Below are 20,488 nucleotides of genomic sequence, written 5' to 3' on the forward strand. Positions count from 1 at the left end.
GACAGAATATGTCCGGTTTCAAGTCCGATTTCCTTCACACCCTCAGCGAGCGTGGTTTCATCCACCAGATCTCCGACGAGTCTGGCCTGGATGAACTGTTCCGGAAGGAAACCGTGACGGCCTATATCGGCTTCGACCCGACTGCGCCAAGCCTGCATGCCGGCGGTCTGATCCAGATCATGATGCTGCACTGGATGCAGGCGACGGGCCACCGGCCGATTTCGCTGATGGGCGGCGGCACCGGCATGGTGGGCGACCCGTCCTTCAAGGACGAGGCGCGTCAGTTGATGACGCCGGCGACGATCGAAGCCAACATCGCCAGCATCAAGACGGTCTTTTCCAACTACCTCACCTATGGAGACGGCCCGAAGGACGCGTTGATGATCAACAACGCCGACTGGCTGCTTGGCATCAACTACCTCGAATTCCTGCGCGACGTCGGCCGTCACTTCTCGGTCAACCGCATGCTGTCCTTCGACAGCGTCAAGACGCGGCTTGATCGCGAACAGTCGCTGTCGTTCCTTGAGTTCAACTACATGATCCTGCAGGCCTACGACTTTGTCGAACTGCACAAGCGCACCGGCTGCCGCCTGCAGATGGGTGGGTCGGACCAGTGGGGCAACATCATCAACGGCATCGACCTCGGCCATCGCATGGGCACGCAGCAGCTCTACGCGCTGACCTCGCCGCTCCTGACGACGGCGTCGGGCGCCAAGATGGGCAAGTCCGTCAACGGCGCAATCTGGCTGAACCCGGATATGCTGTCGGCCTATGACTTCTGGCAGTACTGGCGCAACACCGAGGACGCCGACGTCACCCGCTTCCTGAAGCTCTATACGACGCTGCCGATGGCCGAGATCGAGCGGTTGTCGAAGCTTGGCGGCTCGGAGATCAACGAGGTCAAGAAGATCCTTGCAACCGAGATCACCGCCATGCTGCACGGCCGCCCGGCCGCCGAGGAGGCGGCTGAAACCGCACGCAAGACCTTCGAGGAAGGCGCGCTCTCGGACAACCTGCCTTCGGTCGAAATCCCGACAGCCGAGCTTGAGGCCGGCCTCGGCCTGCTGACGCTGATCGTGCGCGCCGGCCTCGCCGCCTCCAACGGCGAAGCCCGCCGCCATGTTCAGGGCGGTGCCGTCCGCATCAACGACGAGGCCGTCAGCGACGAGCGCCGACTGATCGGCACCGGCGACGTTACCGCCGACAATGTCGTCAAGCTGTCGCTCGGCAAGAAGAAGCACATCCTCGTGCGCCCGGCCTGACCTGGCCGAGGCATCCAACAAGATCTGAGAGGCCGGCCTTGGCGCCGGCCTTTTTCATTGGAACTCGAAGATGCTGCGGAAGACGCCGGGGGCGATGATCGACAAGGGGTTGATCGTCAGCTTCGGCTGATTGAAGGGACCGTTGAGCTTGAAGGTGATGCCGAGCAGGCCGCGGTCGCGGCCATTGCCGAGCAGGGCGCCGATCAGCGGCAGCTCGCCGAAGATTCGGTTCAAGCCATAGGCCGGCATGAAGGTTCCGGTCATATCCATGATGCCGTTGTTGTCGCGCACCGTGCCCTGGAAGGTCGCGCCGACATCGGTTCCGCGCAACACGCCGCCGTCGACGCGGATTGCGCCGCGGTCGAGCGCAAGCTGGGCGAAGCCACGCTCGAAGCGGGCCGAGCTCACGTCGATGTCGCGACGGACGGCCTGATTGAGGCTTCGCCCGTCGGCGCCGGTCGGAGTCGACACCATGGATTGCAGGCGTTGTTCGCCGACGAGCTGGAACTTGCGGATATCGACGCTGCCGCGCCAGGAACGGCCGCCGCGATCACGCAGTTTGAGATTGAGAAGGCCGCCGCGCATGTTCTGATAGATATCGGCAAAGCGCGCCAGCGCGCCGGCATCGCCTGTCGTCAGCTCGAGCGTATTGTCTGCGCCGGCCTTGGCGATGCGGGCAACGAGCGCCTGGCCGCTGCCGGTGACAGCCGAAAGATTGACGTCCTCGATCTGGCTTCCGCGCTCGACATAGACCAGGTTCACGTTCGAGAGCGACTCGCCGTTGAAACCGGTGACGCGATCGAGCTGGGCCTTGATGGTGATGTTATCACCACCACCCTGGTTCTGGTCGCTTCCCGCCTTTATCTGGGCGAGGATCGGCCTGATGTCTGCGGCCGCGCCGCTGAGCGTGGCCGTATAGCCCCCCTTGCTGCGGTCGACCGAAACCTTGAAGTCGTCGCCCTGGGCCAGGCGGACGTTGTCGAGGTCGGCCGACACGAGACCGTTATTGTCGACCTGCAGATTGCCGCGCGCGCCGAAACCATCGCCGGCGACCGCGAAATCGCTGATCGTGGCCAAATCGCCGTCCATGCTCGACGTGAACTGCGCCTCAGCCGGGATGCCGATGCCCTTGCTCCAGCCGATCCAGGGAAGGGATAGCGCCGCCTTGGCAAGACCGACCTTGACCTTCTGCTTGCCGGTCTCGTCGATCGTGACATCGATGGTGATCGGTCCGGAGATGATTCTCGACGGACCTGAGGCGATTTTCTGCCAGACACCATCTTCCAGCGTGCCGGAGATATGGCGCGAACGCTTCACCGTCGAACCCGCGTCGACCGGCTCGGTCAGTGCGACCTTGACCTTTGCGCCTTCGATCTTCGCATCGGCGTCCAGGACCGCCTGCTGATTGTCGACGCGGAACGTGCCGACGAGGTCGGTCACAGGGCGTCCTTGGAGCGCCTTATTGACGCTGACCTTGTCGAGCTGCATTTCGACTTGGTAGAGCGGTTTGGGCGGATGCTGGTCCGAGATCAGGCCGAAGCGGGCACCGACGACAGCCGTCAAGGGACCGCTGAAGTCCTCCGGCAACAACTGCGTCTTCTGCAGTGCCTGGATCGGCTTGTAGCTGACGAGCTCGGCAATCGCATCTGCGGCGCCTCCAACCTCGATCTTCATCTCCGCCATCAGCGGCTTGGTGTAGACATCGGGAAGGATGAAGTCGCCGCCATTCAGCGCCACGGACCGCCCTGACGGGAAGTAGGCGGTGCCTTGCCCGACCTCTACCGTCATGCGCTGTCCGCTCAGCTTGAACTTGCCGGACGTGTCGCGCAGCGGCGGTATTTCTCCCGTGATGTTGATGCGGGTGTCGTCGATGTCGAAGTTGATGTTGAGTTCCTGCTCGTTGAGCTTCAACTCCCCTTTGTTGTTGGCAATGCGGCCCGCGGCGACCGACACCTCGATGCGGGCATTGGTGACGATGCCGCCGAAGAGGTTGCCGATCGCCCAGCGGCGAGCGCCCTTGGCGAGCCACCATGGCCATAACTGCTTGACAGCCGTCGCCTCCATGCGATCGCTGACGGAGGCAAAGCTGATCTGCGGCGAGGTCTTGCCGAAGGCGACGGAAAGCGAGCCATACATCGAGCCAAGCGGGCTCGACACCGCGAGCTGATCAAAGATCAGCTGGTGAGTATCCGAGGTGAACCGGCCGCTTGCCTTGGCATCGAAGATCAGCGGTTGCTCGGTGACGTCTTCCGGGGCCGAGCTGGCGTTCTTCAGGAGGAGATCGATCGCGAAGCCCTTCTCCGTCACGCCCGAGAGCTTGTCGAGGTCGATGACCGCGCCGGTGAACGGAAAGGTCGAACGGCCGATCTTGACGACCGATGGCAGGATCTCGACCGAGGAGCGGCCGAAATCATAGGCGATGTCCATTTGTGAGGGATTGAGCGTCGAGACCAGGCCGCCGGCATGGAAGGCGCCCTTGGAGGTGCGCACTGCCACACGCAGGTCCGGTTTTGCCTCCCCGGCTGCCCGCGTCGCCTTCAGCGTCAACCCCGCCGTTGCGTCGATGCCAAAGGCCTGCTCGGCACCCGACTTGCCGTGGTAGAAGAATGGCGCGAGCGGCAGGTTGGTGATCGCCGCCTCAAAGCCGGTCACGTGCCCCTTCTGGCCAAGCGCATCGGCGGTGATATCGACCGCGACCCCGTCGACCGTGGCGCTGCCCTTCACGCTCATCGAGCCGCTGGCATCTCGGTTGAATTCAAGCGCGGAGGCGACAACCGGAACGACGCGGTTGCGGGCCCCGACGATGGAAAAACTGAAGTCGGAGAGCGCGACGGTCTGACTGCCCCGCCCGGCCGCCATCTGCGACATACGGTCGACATGGGAGAAGAGTCCCTCAAGCGCCTCGCCGACATCTGCAATACGGATCTTGGTCAGATCGAGCGGCTCGCCCCGTGGAAGGAGCCCGGTATCGAAATCGCCGCCTTCGGCCTCCAGGCGGGAGACGGCGATGCGGCCGGTCATCAGCGCCAGCGGGTCAAGCGCGATGGAGATCGAGTGAAGCTTTGCGACGGGTTGGCCGGATGCCGCTTCGCTTAGCGCCACCTCGCGGGCCTTGAGTGCAATCGCGCCGCTTGCCGTCATGCGCACGACCGTGCTGCCGACATCGGCGCGGTAGGCGTTTCCGAGCGCACTATTGAGGGCCATCCGGGCACGCGCGTTCAGCGTGCTGTCCATCATGCCGCTTTCGATCACGGTCACCAGAATGGCCACCATGACGAAGGCGATCAAAGAAATGGACAGGGCAATCTTGGCACAGAGACGCAGCAAGCCGCGTTTGCGTGGTGCATGCACGATCATGGGATCGTGAGCCTGCGCCGAAGGCAACGCATGCAGCGCGACGATGTCTTTCTTGCGAAAGCCGACTTTTTCGCCGCGGATCTCACTCATCAGCGCGGACGTCCTCCGTTCAATACGAGCTTTTTCGCCGCGCCTTGTTTTCAATCGTTGCGGACGGCTGTTTCTCGTTTCCTGTAGACCACATGTCTTCGCCCAAAGTCACCATGAGACACGGGACCATGCTGTGGAAAGCCACCACCCTCAACGGGAATCGCGCGGGCGAGCGACTGCAACGTTTCGTAGCGGCCGATGCCGTCCGAAACCTGTCGAATCTAGCACAAATGCGCTGGACGGCAGTCGACGAATTTCGATATGCCCCTAAAGCGCCGCGTGCCTTGCGAGGCGCACAAAGTCGCTTTGGAACTTTGAGTTGCCGCATATCCTGCATTGATCGGCGACGATCAAGGGCCACATGCAGTAGCGTCCGATTGTCTGCAAAACTTGGCAGAAGGAAGGTTTAATCATGGCAAGACCCGTTCCCGGAGATGTCGCTCCCGACTTCACGCTGCCACGCGACGGCGGCGGCACGATCTCGCTTTCGGCCTATCGCGGCCGCCCCGTCGTGCTGTTCTTCTATCCGAAGGACGACACCCAGGCCTGCACGCTGGAGGCGATCTCCTTCTCCGAACTTGCGGAAGACTTCGCCGCAGCCGGCATAACGTTGATCGGCCTCTCACCCGATTCGGTGAAAAAGCACGATCGCTTCGCCAAGAAACACAATCTCACGGTGGCGCTCGCCGCCGACGAGGAAAAGGCTGTGGTCGAAGCCTACGGCGTCTGGGTGGAGAAAATGATGTATGGCCGCAAATACATGGGGGTCGAGCGCAGCACCTTCCTGATCGGCGCCGACGGCGTCGTCGTCAGGGTATGGGAAAAGGTGAAGGTCGACGGCCACGCCCAGGAGGTCCTGGCTGCGGCAAAGGCCCTTTGAGGAACCCATGACCGAATTGCCCGTGTTTCACAGCCTGCGCGGGGGCGCAGTCGAAGCCATCCGCGCTGCTGACCTCGAGATCAAGACGGCGCTTGCGCAAGAAGCAGCGCGGCGCTGGCAGCGCCGCGCGCTGTCGTTGCGCTCGCCGCTCGACCGACCTGTTCCGGTTCGCCCCGGGCGGCCGGACAAGCCGCTGCTGACCCCGCCGACGCAGGTGAAGCGGCGGTCTCTCGGTTCCCTCAAGGGGCGCATCGCCTTGCTGCACTCGATTGCCCATATCGAGTTGAACGCCGTCGACCTGGCCCTCGATATCGTCGCCCGCTTCGCGACCGAATCAGTGCCCAACTCCTTCTTCGACGGCTGGATGCGTGTCGCCTTCGAGGAGGCCAAGCACTTCCGTCTGGTCCGGCAGAGGCTGAACGATCTCGGTGCCGACTATGGCGACCTGCCGGCCCACGACGGGCTCTGGCAGGCGGCGCACGATACCCGCAATGACCTGACCGCACGCCTTGCCGTGGTGCCGCTCATTCTCGAAGCGCGTGGTCTCGACGTGACCCCGGCCCTTCAGGCCAAGATGCGCGAAACCGGCGACTTCGAGAGCGCCGCCGTCCTGGATGTGATCTACGAGGACGAGAAAGGCCATGTTGCCGTCGGCGCCAAGTGGTTCCGCTTTCTCTGTGCTCGCGAGAAGAAGGATCCTGCAGCGACCTTCCAGGCGCTGGTGCGCGCCAACTTTCGCGGGCCGCTGAAGGCGCCGTTCAACGACATTGCCCGCGCCGAGGCCGGACTGACGCCGTCCTTTTACCGATCGATGACCGCTTCGACCAATCGTTGACGACAAAAAGCAACGGCGTCTCCGTCACGCTGATGCAATCATGCTCAATGAATTGTTAACCCTAACAAAGTGTAATGATCCGCAGGTGAGCGAGGCAACGCGCACATGGCGGGAGAGAACGGGTGTCTGGACGTTCGGCAAATCGTGCTTTCGGAAAACGTAAGGAACATCATGTCCTGATCCTGGCAAGTGGCGACAAGGTTCGTCACATGACGGTTCGTCCCTGGATGGCGGCAATCGCCGTATCCTTCGCCGGCGTCTGCAGCATCGGCTATCTCGCGGCCACATCCTATCTGGTCCTGCGTGATGATCTCATCGGCGGCACGATCGCCCGCCAGGCGCGCATGCAGCACGAATACGAAGATCGAATCACGGCACTGAGAGCGCAGGTCGATCGCGTAACCAGCCGCCAACTCCTCGACCAGCAGGTGGTCGAAGAAAAGGTCGAGAAACTGCTGCGCCAGCAGATGGCGCTGACCTCGCGCAACGGAAAGCTCGGTGCGCTGGTCGAAAGGGCCGAAAGTTCCGGCCTGACGACGGAAAGCAACGAGACCCCTGAGATCGAACCCCTCGCCTATGAAAAACGAGCCGATGCCAGCAGCAACGGCGTAAAGGCGATCGAGAAGCTGATGGGCCTGAGCGGCGCATCGGTCACCGGTGCAATTCGCTCCGCTCCCCTCGCCTATGCCGCACCGGATGCGGCCGAATCGACCTCGGATCGCGCCGACCGGATCTTCTCCAAAGTGACGCTGTCGCTGAAGGACGTCGAGCTTGACCAGATGGCGCGCCTGAAGCAACTGACGGATGGCGCTGCAAAGACGTCGGATGCGATTCGCTCGATCGTCGGTCGGACCGGCGTCGACCTGCCGGTCGGCGACGTCGCAGAAATGGTCCCAGCCGCGGCGTCGGATTCTGCCGATAGCGCCATTGGCGGCCCGTTCGTCGAGCCCGCGAATGATGACGAGTTCGGCCGGTCGCTGGCGGCTCTCGATACGGCCCTTCTGGAGCTGGAACGGACGCGGGCCCAGGTCCGCGCGCTGCCGTTCGGCAACCCGTCTCCGGCAAGCGACATCACCAGCGACTTCGGCAATCGTCTCGATCCGTTCCTCGGCCGCCTGGCACTTCATGCCGGCATCGATTTCCGCGCGACGGTCGGCACGCGCATTCGCGCGGCAGCACCGGGCACCGTGACCAACGCCGGCTTGACCGGCGGCTATGGAAACATGGTCGAAATCGACCATGGAAACGGTGTGTCGAGCCGGTACGCCCACCTCTCCGCCGTTCTGGTGAAGGTCGGCGACCATGTGACGGAAGGTGACGTCATTGCCAAGTCCGGCAATACGGGCCGTTCCACCGGGCCGCACCTGCATTATGAAATCCGCCTGAATGGCGAAGCGGTGGATCCGATGCGGTTTATCGACGCCAGCCGGAAGCTCGCCTCGTACATGAACTGACGGGCATGAACTGACGGGTCGTCTGGCTGCCTTTAGGTCTTGCGCGGCTTGACAAGAAATGCGACAGATTCGCCACTATTTACCTTTTGCTGCTTCAACGTGCTGGATTTCTTGACTTTCAGCGACGTTCAGCTTATGAGCGCGGCCACGTGCTCGTGCGTTTTCCATCGATCGATCAGTGTTCTATTGAACCGGAACGGAAACAGATTTCCCTTTGACCAATTTTGCTGACCTTGGCCTGAGCCAAAAAGTTCTCTCCGCTGTCACCGATGCGGGCTACACAACCCCGACCCCAATCCAGGCTGGCGCCATCCCGCCGGCGCTGCAGCGTCGTGACATTCTGGGCATCGCCCAGACGGGTACGGGCAAGACGGCTTCGTTCGTGCTGCCGATGCTGACGCTGCTCGAAAAGGGCCGCGCTCGCGCTCGCATGCCGCGTACGCTCATTCTGGAGCCGACGCGCGAACTCGCCGCTCAGGTTGCAGAGAACTTCGACAAGTACGGCAAGAACCACAAGCTCAACATCGCGCTTCTGATCGGCGGCGTGTCGTTCGATGAGCAGGACCGCAAGCTCGAGCGCGGCGCCGACGTGCTGATCTGCACGCCCGGTCGTCTGCTCGATCACTTCGAGCGCGGCAAACTCCTGATGACCGGTGTCGAGATCCTGGTCATCGACGAAGCAGACCGCATGCTCGACATGGGCTTCATTCCGGATATCGAGCGTATCGCCAAGCTCATTCCGTTCACGCGCCAGACGCTGTTCTTCTCGGCGACCATGCCGCCGGAAATCCAGAAGCTCGCCGACCGCTTCCTGCAGAACCCCGAGCGCGTCGAAGTCGCTCGGCCGTCCTCGACGGCGCAGACGGTGACGCAGCGCTTCGTTGCGGCGCACGCCAAGGATTACGAAAAGCGCGCGGTGCTGCGCGATCTGATTCGCGCCCAGGACGAACTCAAGAACGCGATCATCTTCTGCAACCGCAAGAAGGATGTCGCCGACCTCTTCCGTTCGCTCGACCGTCACGGCTTCTCCGTCGGCGCGCTTCATGGCGATATGGATCAGCGGTCGCGCATGACGATGCTCGCGAACTTCAAGGACGGCAACATCAAGCTGCTCGTTGCCTCGGACGTCGCCGCACGCGGCCTCGATATCCCTGACGTCAGCCACGTTTTCAATTTCGACGTTCCGATCCATGCGGAAGACTACGTGCACCGTATCGGCCGCACCGGTCGTGCCGGTCGCTCCGGCGCCTCCTTCACGCTGGTGACGAAGCGCGACACGAAGTTCTCCGATGCCATCGAAAAGCTGATCGGCCAGAAGGTCGAATGGCTGAACGGCGACCTTTCCAATCTGCCTGAGCCGATGGAAAGCCACGATACTGGCCGCCGCGATCGCGGCCGTGACGGCCGCAAGGACCGGAAAAAAGATGGGGATCGCGGCTCGAAGGGCCGTCCCGATCATAAATCCGATACCGTGCGTGCCGATAGTGAGGCCGAAATTGAAACAGTCGCGGAAAGGGCGGAATCGGTGAAACCGGCACGCAGCGCAGAAAACAAGCAGGGACAGAACAACCGCGCCGATCGTCCGGTGCGTGCATCGAACCCGGCTAACGATGACAATCGCGACCGCCGCAACCGTCACCGCCGCGACTACGACGACGGCCCGACGCCCGTCGGCTTCGGCGACGAAATCCCCGCTTTCATGCTGATTGCCGGCAAGGCCTGATATTCCTATGGGCCTGCCGGGCATCGATTTTCCGGGCCTCGGCTGCGGACTTGCAATCGTGCGCGACGGTAAGATCCTGCTCTACAAGCGCGTCAATGCGCCTGAAGCCGGCACTGGAATATCGTCGGCGGCAAGGTCGACCATATGGAGCGCTCGGAAGCCGCTGCGCGACGCGAGGCCGAAGAAGAAAGCGGCCTCAATATCCTTTCGAGCGAGTTCCTGTGCTTCAGTGAACAGGTGATCGAGGCTGATCGCCAGCATTGGATCTCGATGATCTATGTGACCCAGGATTTTACCGGTGAGCCCGAACTCACCGAGCCGGACAAGCTTTCCGCTCTCGGCTGGTTCGATCTCGACGCCCTGCCCCAGCCGCTGTCACGTTTTGCGGCCGATGCCGTCGATGCGCTGCGCAAGCTGAAACACTAGGTCGCAACTGGCTGCGGCGCGACCGGACATATTGCTTCCCATTCCTTCAATCGATGCCGACCGACGACGCGGATTGCGTCCTCGGGCCTGATTGGTTGTTCTATTTTCGGGACCGGAGCGCGGCGTCATAGGCAAGCCGCACCCAGCGCGCCATTTCGTCGGGGTCGTCAAAGGCGTCGTCCGGAATGCTCCAATAGGGCATCTTCACCTGCTTGCCCTTGCCGTCATAGGCCCATTGCCTCGAGCCGGCCGCCTCGAAGGCCGGCGTCGTCTGCTCGTCCCCCTTCAGCAGGATCTCTCCGTCCACCTCGAGGGCGAAGATCACGCCCTGGCAATAGATGCCTTTGCCGCCAAACATCCGCTTGATGGTCACCGGTCCAAGCGTCTCGAACATCTCTTCGATGGCGGCATTGTCCACGCGTTCATTCCTCCAGGATACCGCCGGCAGCCATGATCTGCTCCGGCGTGTCGAGATCAAGACGGGCGGCCGGACCAAGCTCGACATCGATGACCGGCAATCCGCATTTCTCGATGATGTGCCTTGCGCCAACGTCTCCAACCAATTGCCTGACGGCTGAAAAGGTCTGTCGCGGCAGGATGACCGGATTGCCGCGTTGCCCGTCGGCGGTTGCCCGGATGACAGCACGGCCACCTTCGGCAACGAAACGATCGAGCAGCCTGCGCAGATCACCGCTGCTGACGCCCGGCATGTCGGCGAGCGTCACCAACATGCCGGCGGCCCGCTCGTCGACCGCCGAAAGTCCAGTCGTCAGAGATGAGGCCATTCCGGACATGTAGTCGGGATTCGAGACGAGCGTTGCCGGCAGGCCCTCCAACGCAGCGCGGATATCGGCCTCGCGGTGGCCGGTTACCACGACGACCCTGCCGGGTGCTGCAGCGATCGCCGCCTCGACGCTACGGCGGACCAGGGGCACGCCGTCAAAGGTCGCCAGCAGCTTGTGTCCGCCGGCCGGTCCCATCCGGCTGGCGCGGCCGGCGGCCAGAACCACGATCTCGACCGGTCCTGGCGGCAAAGTCGTTGCTTCTTCGCGCGGCTGCGGTCGGGTCGGGATTTCACCCAGCAAGCCGCCGACGCCAAGGCCGGTAATGTCGTCGAAGCTCGGCCACTCGCCGGCGAGGATACGGTCGAGGATCCAGTCGAAACCGTTCTCGCGCGGGCTGCGGGCGCATCCGGGCGCCCCGATCACGGGGATCTCGCCGACACGGCCAAGCACGAGAAGATTGCCGGGATCGACGGGCATGCCGACGTGGTCGACGACGCCGCCTGCCTGCCGGACAGCCGCCGGAATCACATCATCCGGATCGGCGACGGCAGAGGCCCCAAAGACCACCAGCAGGTCATGATCTGCTCGCAGGGCGTCGATTGCCGCGGCGACGGCACTTTCCGTGTGTGCAACGCGCCTTTCGGTCAAAAGCTCGCTTCCCGATTGCCGCAGACGCGCCGCCAGGATGGCTCTCGTCTTGTCCATCACCTGCGATTTCAATGTCGGCAACTCAGTTGCTATCAGTGCCGCGCGCCGGGCGGCAAAGGGCTTGACTTCGAAAGCGGCATGGCTTCGGAGCAGGTTCTGCGCTTGCTCAACGAGATGACCGGCCACGGCAAGCGGAATGATCTTGATCGTCGCGACCATGTCGCCGGCCTGCACGGGCACATGGTCGGCAAGACAGGCGAGCGTGATCGCCGGATCGATGCGGTTCAATCGGTCGACCGTGTCGCGCGTGGCGACGAAGAGACCGGTGACGTTCGAATAGACGTTCACTCGGCCGGTTGCCGCCTGGGAGAAGCGCAAGTGATCGGGCGCGATTGCCGCCGCAATGCGCGCTGCGGCTACGTCTTCCATGAGATCGCCGGGGTCAAGGCGGGCAACGACCACCTCCGGTGTGCCGGAGGCGATCAAGGCGGCGATATCGGTGGACGAGAGCCGGTGGCCCTTCGGCAGGCGAAATTCATCCGTCTTGACCGCATGCGCCAGGACGGCGCCCTCCGCTTTGATGGTCCCGACCGGCCCGAACTTCACGCGATCGCTCCTTTGACATGGCTGGTATCTCGGCGCCGAAGCGCCTCGACGATCTGGGCCAGGATTGCGACGGCAATCTCGGCGGGGCTTGCCGCACCGATGTCGAGGCCGATCGGTGCGCGGATGCGGGCTATGTCGGCATCGGAAACTCCGGCCTGTCGCAACCGTTCGACCCGCGTCGCATGGGTTTTCCGGCTGCCGAGCGCGCCGACATAAAAACAGCCCGCCTCAAGGGCGGATCGGATCGGGTGGTCGTCGATCTTCGGATCATGCGTGACGGCGACCAGCGCGGTGAAACGATCGAGTGGCCGCTCTCTCAGGGCATCCTCGGGCCATTCGGCGATGAGCTCGACGCCTGCAAAGCGTTCCGGTGTTGCAAACGCAGTACGCGGATCGATGATCGTCATGTCGAAACCGGCAACCGGCGCCAGCTTGGCCAACGCTTGTGAAATATGGACGGCGCCGATCACGAGAATGCGTGATGGCGGCAAATAGACATTGAGAAAGAAGGAGCCCTGCTCCGTCTCCGCGATCCCGGCCCTGCCGGATTGCAGGGCGCGCGCAACGGACGTGCGCCAGGGGGCGGGACAGTCGTCACCCTCAAGATAGACCTGGCTGCCGCCGCTGACGAGATCGCTGACGGTGACGGCGGCCCGACGCGCCGAACGCGCCGCATTGAGTGCTTCAAGGATACTGCGTTCCATCGCTAGCCTTCGATCCGTTCAACAAACACCCGGATCCTGCCGCCGCAGGAAAGCCCGACGCGCCAGGCGGTCTCGTCGGCGACACCGAAATCGAGGATTTTGGGCGCGCCCGAAGCGATCACGTCTGCAGCTTCGGTGATCACCGCGCCCTCCACACAACCGCCGGAAACCGAACCTTGAAAATTACCGTCGCCGTCGATCACCAGATGGCTGCCGACCGGACGCGGCGCCGAACCCCAGGTCTCGATCACCGTGGCAATCGCCACCTTGCGCCCTTGCTTCGTCCAGGCTTCGGCGATGTCGAGCGGATCCAGAACATTTGCAGCTTCGAGCACGTTGCCACCCTCCCGCCTTACCCGATCACCGTGGAACCAGGAACCGCCGCGGGTCTGCTTGCCGGGAGCTTTGCCCGGAAAGCGCCTTCACCAGTTCCCCAATCGATTCAAGATTGTGCACGGCCCGGAATTCGTCAACATGCGGCAGCATCGCCCTGACGCCGCGGGCGCGTGCCTCGAAGCCGTCGAAGCGCAGCAGCGGATTGAGCCAGATCAGCCGCCGGCAGGATCGGTGCAACCGATCGATTTCGATTTCAAGATCGCCTACATCGTCACGCTCCAGGCCGTCGGTGATCATCAGCACGATGGCGCCTTGCGCAAGCACGCGCCGCGACCAGCGTCTGTTGAATTCATGCAGCGTTTCACCAATGCGCGTACCGCCGGACCAGTCTTTCACCGCAGCCACGCAGTCGTCGATCGCGGCATCAGGATCGCGATTGCGCAACTGGCGGGAGACATTGGTCAGCCGTGTGCCGAAGAGGAAGGTGTGCACGCGCCGGCGCTCCTCGGTCAGCGCATGCAGGAAATGCAGGAAGATGCGGGTGTACTGGCTCATCGAGCCGGAGATATCGGCAAGCACGACGAGCGGCGGATGCACCACGCGCCGCTCCCGGAACCGCGGCAGGATCAGTTCTCCGCCAAAACGCATGGCGTCGCGCATGGTGGCGCGCGGGTCGATGCGGATCTGCCTCCTGGATGAACGGAAGCGGCGTGTGACAACGCGATCCATCGGCAACGTCAGCGCGGCAAGGGCGCGCTTCGCCTCGGCAAGCTCGGCCGTGCTCATCTGGGCGAAATCGGCCCGGCGCAGCAGTTCGCGGCCCGAGACCGTGAAGCGCGCATCGATATCGATCTCCGGTTCCTCCCTTGGCGGTCGATCCGTTTCGTGTCCGGAAAGCAAGGCGTCGCTGACGCGTGTCTCGCCCGCCCGACGCTGCTGCCGCTCGCTCTCGCGCTCCGGCGCCAGCGGCGACATCATCGCGATCATCTTTTCGACGAGGCCGCGGGAGCGCCAGAACAGCCGAAAAGCTTCGTCGAACACCGGCTGGTCCTCGTGGCGCTTCACAAAGACGCATTGCAGCGCCGCGTAAAATGCGTCCCGCCCGCCGATCCCGATCAGCGCCACCGCATCGATGGCGTCGGCAATCGCCCCGGGCCCGATCTTGATGCCGGCGCGACGCAGGGCGCGTGCAAAGAAGACGATGTTGTCGGCGAGCCGCCCGTCGCCTTCCGCTGGTGGCGGGAGAGTGGCACCATCCCTGTGCTCGCCTCGCTCTTCCATGGTCAGCCCGCCGCCAGCAGTTCCGCCTTGACTTCGGCGAGCAACCTTCGCCCCTCGGCGCCGTCGATCCTGGCGATGTCGTCCTGGTATTTGAGCAATGTTCCGAGCGTATCGGCGATCGTTTCCGGATCGAGCGCCAGCCGATCGAGCTCCGTCAGGGCCGTTGCCCAGTCTATCGTTTCGGCGACGCCCGGGTTCTTGAAGAGGTCGATGGTGCGCAGCCGCTGCACATAGGCGATGACTTCGCGCGACAGCGTCGCGTTGCAGCCGGGAACCTTGCGGCGGATGATCTCCAACTCCTGCGCCGCGTTGGGGTAATCAACCCAATGATAGAGGCAGCGCCGCTTGAGCGCGTCATGGATTTCGCGGGTGCGGTTGGTGGTGATGATGACGATCGGCGGTTCGTCCGCCCGGATTGTACCAAGTTCCGGAATGGTGACCTGAAAATCGGACAGAACTTCCAGCAGGAAGGCCTCGAACGCCTCATCCGTCCGGTCGAGTTCGTCGATCAGGAACACGGGTGCGCGGCCCGCATTGGAAGAAATTGCCTGCAGAACCGGGCGGCGGATCAGAAATCGTTCGGAAAAGATATCGCTTTCGACCCGTTTTCGATCGACCTTGCCGGCAGCTTCCGAAAGCCGGATTTCCAGCATCTGCGCCGGATAGTTCCATTCGTAGACGGCCGAGGCGACATCGAGACCCTCATAGCATTGCAGCCGGATCAACGGCCGATCGAGCGCCTTTGCCAGAACCTTGGCGATCTCGGTCTTGCCGACGCCTGCTTCGCCCTCGAGAAAGAGCGGGCGCTTCATCCGGAGCGCCAGAAACAGCACGGTCGCAAGCGCCGTACCCGCGAGATAGTCATGGGCCGTGAGCAGCGCCATCGTCTCCTCGATGGACTGCGGCAGGCCCGTTGTTGCCTGTGTCGCCATGTCTCCTCCGCCACGGCTCGAATCGATCGCTTGATGTCGGCAGACGAATGAATTCGTCCGGCCAACTCAAAGACTTACGGCGATCTTCTCATGTCTCAGAGGGCATGCGTTGTCGCCACGTAAAACTTATAGCGAGTGGTATCCGCGGTCCACATAAATGAGCGGCGGCCGCGCCGGTCCGATCGCGACATCGACGACTTCGCCGAAGAGCACCAGATGCGTGGCGATCGTCTTCACCTCGATGAGACGGCAATCGAACGAGGCGATTGCGTTGGTGAGGATCGGAGCGCCTGTCGAAAGCTTGGTCCACTGGCCGAGCGCAAAGCGCAGATCCATGTTGAGCTGATCGCGGCCGGAAAAAGCGTGTGCAATGGCGCGATGCTCATCGCCAAGCAGATTGAGCGCGAAACTGTCGCTGCGCGTGAAGATCTCATTGCGCGGATTGGCGCCGTTGAGGCAGGCCAGAACCGTCGGCGGACTGTCGGACACGGAGCAGGAGGCGGTGACGGTGACACCGCGCCGCTCCATCCCGTCGGCCACGGTAATGATCTGCACGTGACCGGCCAGGCGACTCATGGCGTCGCGGTAACTGATGGGGTCCAGCCGGGTTTTGTTCAACACTTCTTTCTCCGAGCGAAGTCAGCCACATACATAGACAGTACCGGGAAATATGAAACCCGCTGCAATGAGAATCTTGCAGTTCTGCGACATGGTTGCGACGCGGATGGAACCATCCGCGACCGAAGTCACATCTTTTCCTTTGACGCGGCAGGGCACATCCTTAAAACATGCGGCCACTACCGTGCCGCGCGCCCGTCGCCGCCGGCGACGGGTAAGGCAATGTTTGGGCTCGCCGCAGGTTCCGGATCGCTCCCGGTCCGGGGAAGTGCGGCAGCGGAGAAAGTGAATGCTTCGATCGATCGTCGCCAGCCTTGTCGTGGCCGGATTGGTACAGGCCGCACCGGCTACGGCGGCCGGCATCAAGGTGGCCGTCGTCGCACCGGTCGAAGGCCCGTTTGCACTTCTCGGCAAGCAGATCGTCGATGGCGCCGCATTCCAGGCGGGCGATCGCGGCAGTGAGATCGTCGTCATTCCCGAGACCTGCGATACGGCCGGCAACGAAGCGCTGACGAAGGCGCTGCTTGCGGCCGGCGCCGAAGCGGCAATCGGTTTCCTCTGCACCGAAAGCCTGGATGCCACGCTTCCGGCGCTTGCCGAAGCGGGCCTTCCTGCGATCACCCTCAGCGTGCGTTCTGATATCCTGATGGAGGATGCGCTGAAGAAGAAATGGCCGCTCTTCCGCCTCGCGCCGAGCGGCAATGCCGAAGCTGCCAGCATCGTCGACACGATCGTCCAGCGTTGGAAGGACAAGCCGATCGCATTGATCGACGATGGAACCATTCACAGCCGCGAACTGGTCGAAAGCGTGCGTTCTGCCCTTGGCGAAATCGGGCTGACACCGGTCTTCACCGATACCTATCGCCCGGCCCAGGAGCAGCAGGTCAGCCTGGTGCGGCGCCTGGTGAAAAGCGGAGCGACCCATGTCTTCACGGGTGGCGACAGACAGGATACGGCGGTGATCGCGCGCGATGCGCAAGGCGAAGGCGCGAGCCTCACCTTGCTCGGCGGCGACGCGCTCAATGCCGCCGATCTCACTGTACCGCTCGCCGACGGCGTGCTCGCGGTCACCTTGCCGGACGCATCGCAGTCGCCCGAGGGCAAGCCGGTCGCAGACGCCATGCGTGCGGCCGGAACCGAAGCGGACGGGTATGTAATGCCGGCATTTGCGGCCGTCTCCCTGCTCGAGCAGGCCAAGGACCAGGCGGAGAAGGACGACAAGCCTCTTCTCGATGCGTTTGCCAAGGGACCCTACGCGACTGTGCTCGGCCCCATCGCCTTTAACGCGCAGCACGAGCGCGCCAACAATCCCTATCGCCTGATGCAGTGGCAAGGCGGCCGCTTCGAGCCGGCGCCTGCCGAAGGAACCGCCCAATGATGCGCACCGGACCGCTGAACCTGATTACCGACGTCGCGGGCCTGGCGGTCGGCAATGCCGAGGATCACCGGCTGAAGTCCGGCGTCACCGCGATTGTCTGCGATCCGCCGGCAACGGCGGCAGTCCAGGTGCTGGGCGGCGCCCCCGGAACGCGCGAAACCGACCTGCTAGACCCGCACAATACGGTACAGACGGTCGATGCCCTGGTATTGTCAGGCGGCTCGGCCTTTGGCCTCGATGCTGCGTCCGGAGCCCAGGCGGCCCTCAGAGAGATGGGTCGCGGCTTTGCCGTCGGTCCGCACCGGATACCGATCGTGCCCACCGCCATCCTGTTTGACCTCATCAACGGCGGCGACAAGGATTGGGGGCGCTATCCGCCCTATCGCGAACTCGGCTTCGAGGCCGTTCGTCGCGCCGGCCCGTCGTTCGCAACCGGAACAACGGGCGCCGGGACCGGCGCGCTGACTGCCACCTTCAAGGGTGGTCTCGGCTCGGCATCGACTGTTCTGCCGAGCGGGATCACCATCGGCGCGCTGGTCGCGGTCAACGCACTCGGTTCGGCGACTGTTGGTGACAGCCAGCATTTCTGGTCGGCGCCTTTCGAACTGGATGCTGAGTTCGGTGCACTCGGCCTGCCACACCCCCTGCCCGCCGATGCCGCCGATATCCGCATCAAGTTCCGCGACCGGCAGTCTGCCGCCACCAACACGACGATCGCCGTCATCGCGACGGACGCGGTGCTGACCAAGGCTGAGGCCAAGCGACTGGCGATCGCCGCCCATGACGGTTTCTCCCGCGGGCTCTGGCCGGCGCATACGCCGCTAGACGGCGATCTCATCTTTGCGCTTGCCACCGGTGCCAGCGGCAAGACCCCCACACTTGAGGATTTCATCGACCTCGGCGCGATCGCGGCATCGACGATGGCCCGCGCCATCGCCCGTGGCGTCCATGACGCGACACCGGCCGAAAACGACCTCATGCGCTCCTGGTCGCAAGGCGCCTGACGCAGCTTTGATCGCTGACATGTTGTTTGCACGCGTCTGCGATGCTATTGCGCGGGAAACTGGAGCATTTCCAGCAAAGGTGCGTAGCGGTTTTGCTTCCGGAAATGCGTAAGAACCCAAGATACAGCGCGGTTCCAATGGCCCTGTTCCTGGAACCGCTCGAGCCGGAGCGCGCCATGACCCACCCCATCCGTATTGCACCGTCCATTCTGGCGGCCGATTTCTCCAAGCTCGGACAGGAAGTCCGCGACGTCGTTGATGCCGGCGCCGACTGGATCCATCTCGATGTCATGGACGGACACTTCGTGCCCAACATCACTTTCGGCCCCGATGTGATCAAGTCGCTGCGCCGCTACACCGATGCGACCTTCGATTGCCATCTGATGATTTCTCCGGCGGATCCGTTCCTCGAAGCCTTTGCGAAAGCCGGCTGCGATATCCTGACCGTGCATGCCGAAGCGGGTCCACACCTTCACCGTTCGCTCCAGACCGTCCGGTCGCTCGGCAAGAAGGCGGGCGTCTCGCTCAATCCGGCAACGCCGGAAAGCGCCATCGAATATGTGCTCGATCAGGTTGATCTGATCCTGGTCATGACCGTCAACCCGGGCTTCGGTGGACAGAGGTTCATCGATGCCACGGCGGAGAAGATCCGCCGGATCAAGGCCATGATCGGCGACCGTCCAATCGAGATCGAAGTCGATGGCGGCATTGCGCCCGACACGGCGGCCGTCGCATCAGGCGCCGGCGCCAACGTTCTCGTCGCCGGTTCGGCAATCTTCAAGGGCGGCTCCGTCGAAGCCTATCGCACGGCGATCGAAGCGATCCGCGCGCCGGCCGAGAAGGCCTATCGATGAAGCCACGCGCGGCAGTATCCAGCGTGCTGTTCCTGGGCGTTGCGGCTGCCGCAGCGCCGGCCCTGGCGGGCGATTATGCCGCGCTCCAGCCGATCGGCTTTTCGGCCGATGGCAATGTCTTCGCCTTCGAGGAATACGGCGTTCAGGATGGCTCCGGCTTTCCCTATTCGACCATCTATGTGATCGATACGCGCAACGATAGCTTCTTGCCCGGCGCGCCCGTGCGTGCCGTCAGCCGCGAGGATGGCAGCCCGCTCTCCAAGGCGCGCCACGAGGCACGCCGTCGTGCGGCGCCCTTGATCGACGCCTATCGTCTGGCCGATGCGCCCGGGCTGCTTGCCGCTTTCAATCCGATCACCGAGGCGAACGCCAGGCCACAGGCGTTGACCTACGATTCCTTTGCGGCCGACGAAGGGTTCCGCGAGACCTATTCGGTCACGCTCGAAGAAAAACCCTTCGAGCCGGAAGGCCTCTGTAAGGACTTTCTGAAGGAGGTGAAAGGCTTTCGTCTGTCGATGACGATGAAGGCCGGCCAGCCGGCGACAGACGTCCTGCAGGACGACAGCCGCTTGCCCGAGAGCCGCCGCTGCCCCACCGGCTATCAGGTGGGAGGCGCCGTCACCCACCGGAATGACGACGGCTCCGAAACCCATGTCATCATGGTTCTCGTCAAGTCGCTCGGCTTCGAAGGCACGACCGATGGACGCTGGATTGCGATCCCGACCCGGATCGCCAAATGAACGAGGCGGCGGCCGGCGTCGAGGCAAATGCAGATCCGGCGCCGGTCGGCGTCCTGCGTCGAAGCCGGCTCGCCCAATCCCTTCCGACGATGCGGGAGCTTGTCATTGGCGCGCCACTCTGGGGCGGCGCAATGGCACTTTCGGCCTGGTGCGGGCTCTGGTTTCGCGAACGTGCACTCACCTTTCATCTGGGTGAGCTGCTTTTGATCTTCGGCTTCGGCGCGTTGCTGACCTGGTGGCCATCGCTGTTCCTGGCCCGTTTTGCAGCCTTGGGGCGTCGGCCTGAAACGCGCTTTGCAGCCTTCCTTTTCTTCCTTTCGCTTGGCACCATCGCGATGACGGCGATGCTCTACGCCCTCGACTACCGCCAATTTTATGCGCAATGGCACGCGCCTGCCGGCACCAGGACGTGGTTCTTCCAGTTCGCCTTTACCTCGCTCATCGCGTTTTACCAGTTCCTGGTGTTGGGTGTTCGCCTCTATCTGCCTCTCGGCGGTGTTATACTGGTCGGCGTCAGCCTGTGGCTGGCAAGCAGGCGTGTGAGCCAAACGCGTTGAGCTTCAGCGCTATCTTTG

18 protein-coding genes and 1 pseudogene are annotated in these 20,488 nt (G+C 63.2%); 11 read left to right on the top strand and 8 right to left on the bottom strand.

Annotated features, from left to right (window positions below):
* The first annotated feature begins 8 nt into the window (after positions 1-8).
* On the top strand, positions 9-1,262 hold the full coding sequence (tyrS, locus tag PWG15_RS07935) for a tyrosine--tRNA ligase (protein WP_275023852.1): 1,254 nt from the start codon (positions 9-11) through the stop codon (positions 1,260-1,262).
* A 54-nt stretch (positions 1,263-1,316) separates the two neighbouring features.
* On the opposite strand, the gene PWG15_RS07940 is transcribed toward tyrS, so the two are convergent.
* Positions 1,317-4,709 carry a YhdP family protein gene (locus PWG15_RS07940; RefSeq protein WP_275023853.1) on the bottom strand — a complete coding sequence of 1,131 codons (3,393 nt, stop codon included), beginning with the start codon at positions 4,707-4,709 and terminating at the stop codon, positions 1,317-1,319.
* Between the two features lie 412 nt (positions 4,710-5,121).
* Between PWG15_RS07940 and PWG15_RS07945 the strand changes: the two genes are divergently transcribed.
* The 5 genes and pseudogenes from PWG15_RS07945 to PWG15_RS07965 all read left to right on the top strand — a co-directional run bounded on the left by PWG15_RS07945 (position 5,122) and on the right by PWG15_RS07965 (position 10,027).
* The gene (locus PWG15_RS07945) at positions 5,122-5,589 is read left to right on the top strand and encodes a peroxiredoxin (RefSeq protein WP_275023854.1); all 468 of its coding nucleotides are present in this window, start codon (positions 5,122-5,124) and stop codon (positions 5,587-5,589) included.
* A gap of 7 nt (positions 5,590-5,596) precedes the next feature.
* Positions 5,597-6,424: a ferritin-like domain-containing protein gene (locus PWG15_RS07950; protein WP_275023855.1), complete on the top strand. Its 828-nt coding sequence runs from the start codon at positions 5,597-5,599 to the stop codon at positions 6,422-6,424.
* 122 nt (positions 6,425-6,546) lie between these two features.
* Positions 6,547-7,878 (top strand): M23 family metallopeptidase, encoded by a 1,332-nt coding sequence (locus tag PWG15_RS07955; protein WP_275023856.1) that lies wholly within the window; start codon positions 6,547-6,549, stop codon positions 7,876-7,878.
* A 214-nt stretch (positions 7,879-8,092) separates the two neighbouring features.
* Positions 8,093-9,601, top strand: a complete 1,509-nt coding sequence (locus PWG15_RS07960; protein ID WP_275023857.1) for a DEAD/DEAH box helicase — start codon at positions 8,093-8,095, stop codon at positions 9,599-9,601.
* 7 nt (positions 9,602-9,608) lie between these two features.
* Positions 9,609-10,027: pseudogene (locus PWG15_RS07965) on the top strand (NUDIX domain-containing protein).
* Between the two features lie 100 nt (positions 10,028-10,127).
* Here PWG15_RS07965 and PWG15_RS07970 read toward each other — a convergent pair.
* From PWG15_RS07970 to PWG15_RS08000, 7 genes are all read right to left on the bottom strand, one after another.
* Complete coding sequence (locus PWG15_RS07970) at positions 10,128-10,445, bottom strand: TfoX/Sxy family protein (RefSeq protein ID WP_275023858.1); 318 nt, start codon at positions 10,443-10,445, stop codon at positions 10,128-10,130.
* A 4-nt stretch (positions 10,446-10,449) separates the two neighbouring features.
* Positions 10,450-12,066 (bottom strand): NTP transferase domain-containing protein, encoded by a 1,617-nt coding sequence (locus tag PWG15_RS07975; RefSeq protein WP_275023859.1) that lies wholly within the window; start codon positions 12,064-12,066, stop codon positions 10,450-10,452.
* Positions 12,063-12,770: an XdhC family protein gene (locus PWG15_RS07980; RefSeq protein ID WP_275023860.1), complete on the bottom strand. Its 708-nt coding sequence runs from the start codon at positions 12,768-12,770 to the stop codon at positions 12,063-12,065. Before PWG15_RS07980 ends, PWG15_RS07975 begins: the two co-directional genes overlap by 4 nt.
* 2 nt (positions 12,771-12,772) lie before the next feature.
* Positions 12,773-13,105: an XdhC family protein gene (locus PWG15_RS07985; protein WP_275023861.1), complete on the bottom strand. Its 333-nt coding sequence runs from the start codon at positions 13,103-13,105 to the stop codon at positions 12,773-12,775.
* 25 nt (positions 13,106-13,130) lie between these two features.
* Positions 13,131-14,387 (bottom strand): vWA domain-containing protein, encoded by a 1,257-nt coding sequence (locus PWG15_RS07990; RefSeq protein ID WP_275023862.1) that lies wholly within the window; start codon positions 14,385-14,387, stop codon positions 13,131-13,133.
* 2 nt (positions 14,388-14,389) lie between these two features.
* Complete coding sequence (locus PWG15_RS07995; protein ID WP_275023863.1) at positions 14,390-15,319, bottom strand: AAA family ATPase; 930 nt, start codon at positions 15,317-15,319, stop codon at positions 14,390-14,392.
* 126 nt (positions 15,320-15,445) lie between these two features.
* Positions 15,446-15,895 (bottom strand): flavin reductase family protein, encoded by a 450-nt coding sequence (locus PWG15_RS08000; protein WP_275024381.1) that lies wholly within the window; start codon positions 15,893-15,895, stop codon positions 15,446-15,448.
* Positions 15,896-16,226: 331 nt separating this feature from the next.
* Between PWG15_RS08000 and PWG15_RS08005 the strand changes: the two genes are divergently transcribed.
* The 5 genes from PWG15_RS08005 (at position 16,227) to PWG15_RS08025 (ending at position 20,470) form a co-directional block, all read left to right on the top strand.
* Positions 16,227-17,315, top strand: coding sequence for a branched-chain amino acid ABC transporter substrate-binding protein (locus PWG15_RS08005; protein ID WP_275023864.1), 1,089 nt, complete (start codon positions 16,227-16,229; stop codon positions 17,313-17,315).
* Positions 17,312-18,319, top strand: coding sequence for a P1 family peptidase (locus PWG15_RS08010; RefSeq protein ID WP_275023865.1), 1,008 nt, complete (start codon positions 17,312-17,314; stop codon positions 18,317-18,319). The genes PWG15_RS08005 and PWG15_RS08010 overlap by 4 nt, the downstream gene beginning before the upstream one ends.
* A 176-nt stretch (positions 18,320-18,495) precedes the next feature.
* Positions 18,496-19,173, top strand: coding sequence for a ribulose-phosphate 3-epimerase (rpe, locus tag PWG15_RS08015; RefSeq protein ID WP_275023866.1), 678 nt, complete (start codon positions 18,496-18,498; stop codon positions 19,171-19,173).
* Positions 19,170-19,913, top strand: coding sequence for a DUF2259 domain-containing protein (locus PWG15_RS08020; RefSeq protein WP_275023867.1), 744 nt, complete (start codon positions 19,170-19,172; stop codon positions 19,911-19,913). The genes rpe and PWG15_RS08020 overlap by 4 nt, the downstream gene beginning before the upstream one ends.
* A complete protein-coding gene (locus PWG15_RS08025) occupies positions 19,910-20,470 on the top strand; it encodes a hypothetical protein (RefSeq protein WP_275023868.1) in 561 nt (186 codons plus the stop codon). Before PWG15_RS08020 ends, PWG15_RS08025 begins: the two co-directional genes overlap by 4 nt.
* Positions 20,471-20,488 lie beyond the last annotated feature (18 nt).

Origin of the sequence: Ensifer adhaerens (genome assembly GCF_028993555.1) — a bacterium.
GTDB lineage: Bacteria > Pseudomonadota > Alphaproteobacteria > Rhizobiales > Rhizobiaceae > Ensifer > Ensifer adhaerens_I.

Bases quoted from the DNA above. Each gene is read 5' to 3' on its own strand.
- PWG15_RS07995 (WP_275023863.1), bottom strand. From the start codon at position 15,319: ATGGCGACACAGGCAACAACGGGCCTGCCGCAGTCCATCGAGGAGACG.
- PWG15_RS08025 (WP_275023868.1), top strand. From the start codon at position 19,910: ATGAACGAGGCGGCGGCCGGCGTCGAGGCAAATGCAGATCCGGCGCCG.
- tyrS (WP_275023852.1), top strand. From the start codon at position 9: ATGTCCGGTTTCAAGTCCGATTTCCTTCACACCCTCAGCGAGCGTGGT.
- PWG15_RS07940 (WP_275023853.1), bottom strand. From the start codon at position 4,709: ATGAGTGAGATCCGCGGCGAAAAAGTCGGCTTTCGCAAGAAAGACATC.
- PWG15_RS08010 (WP_275023865.1), top strand. From the start codon at position 17,312: ATGATGCGCACCGGACCGCTGAACCTGATTACCGACGTCGCGGGCCTG.
- PWG15_RS07980 (WP_275023860.1), bottom strand. From the start codon at position 12,770: ATGGAACGCAGTATCCTTGAAGCACTCAATGCGGCGCGTTCGGCGCGT.
- rpe (WP_275023866.1), top strand. From the start codon at position 18,496: ATGACCCACCCCATCCGTATTGCACCGTCCATTCTGGCGGCCGATTTC.
- PWG15_RS07945 (WP_275023854.1), top strand. From the start codon at position 5,122: ATGGCAAGACCCGTTCCCGGAGATGTCGCTCCCGACTTCACGCTGCCA.
- PWG15_RS07950 (WP_275023855.1), top strand. From the start codon at position 5,597: ATGACCGAATTGCCCGTGTTTCACAGCCTGCGCGGGGGCGCAGTCGAA.
- PWG15_RS07990 (WP_275023862.1), bottom strand. From the start codon at position 14,387: ATGGAAGAGCGAGGCGAGCACAGGGATGGTGCCACTCTCCCGCCACCA.
- PWG15_RS08000 (WP_275024381.1), bottom strand. From the start codon at position 15,895: ATGAGTCGCCTGGCCGGTCACGTGCAGATCATTACCGTGGCCGACGGG.
- PWG15_RS08020 (WP_275023867.1), top strand. From the start codon at position 19,170: ATGAAGCCACGCGCGGCAGTATCCAGCGTGCTGTTCCTGGGCGTTGCG.
- PWG15_RS08005 (WP_275023864.1), top strand. From the start codon at position 16,227: ATGCTTCGATCGATCGTCGCCAGCCTTGTCGTGGCCGGATTGGTACAG.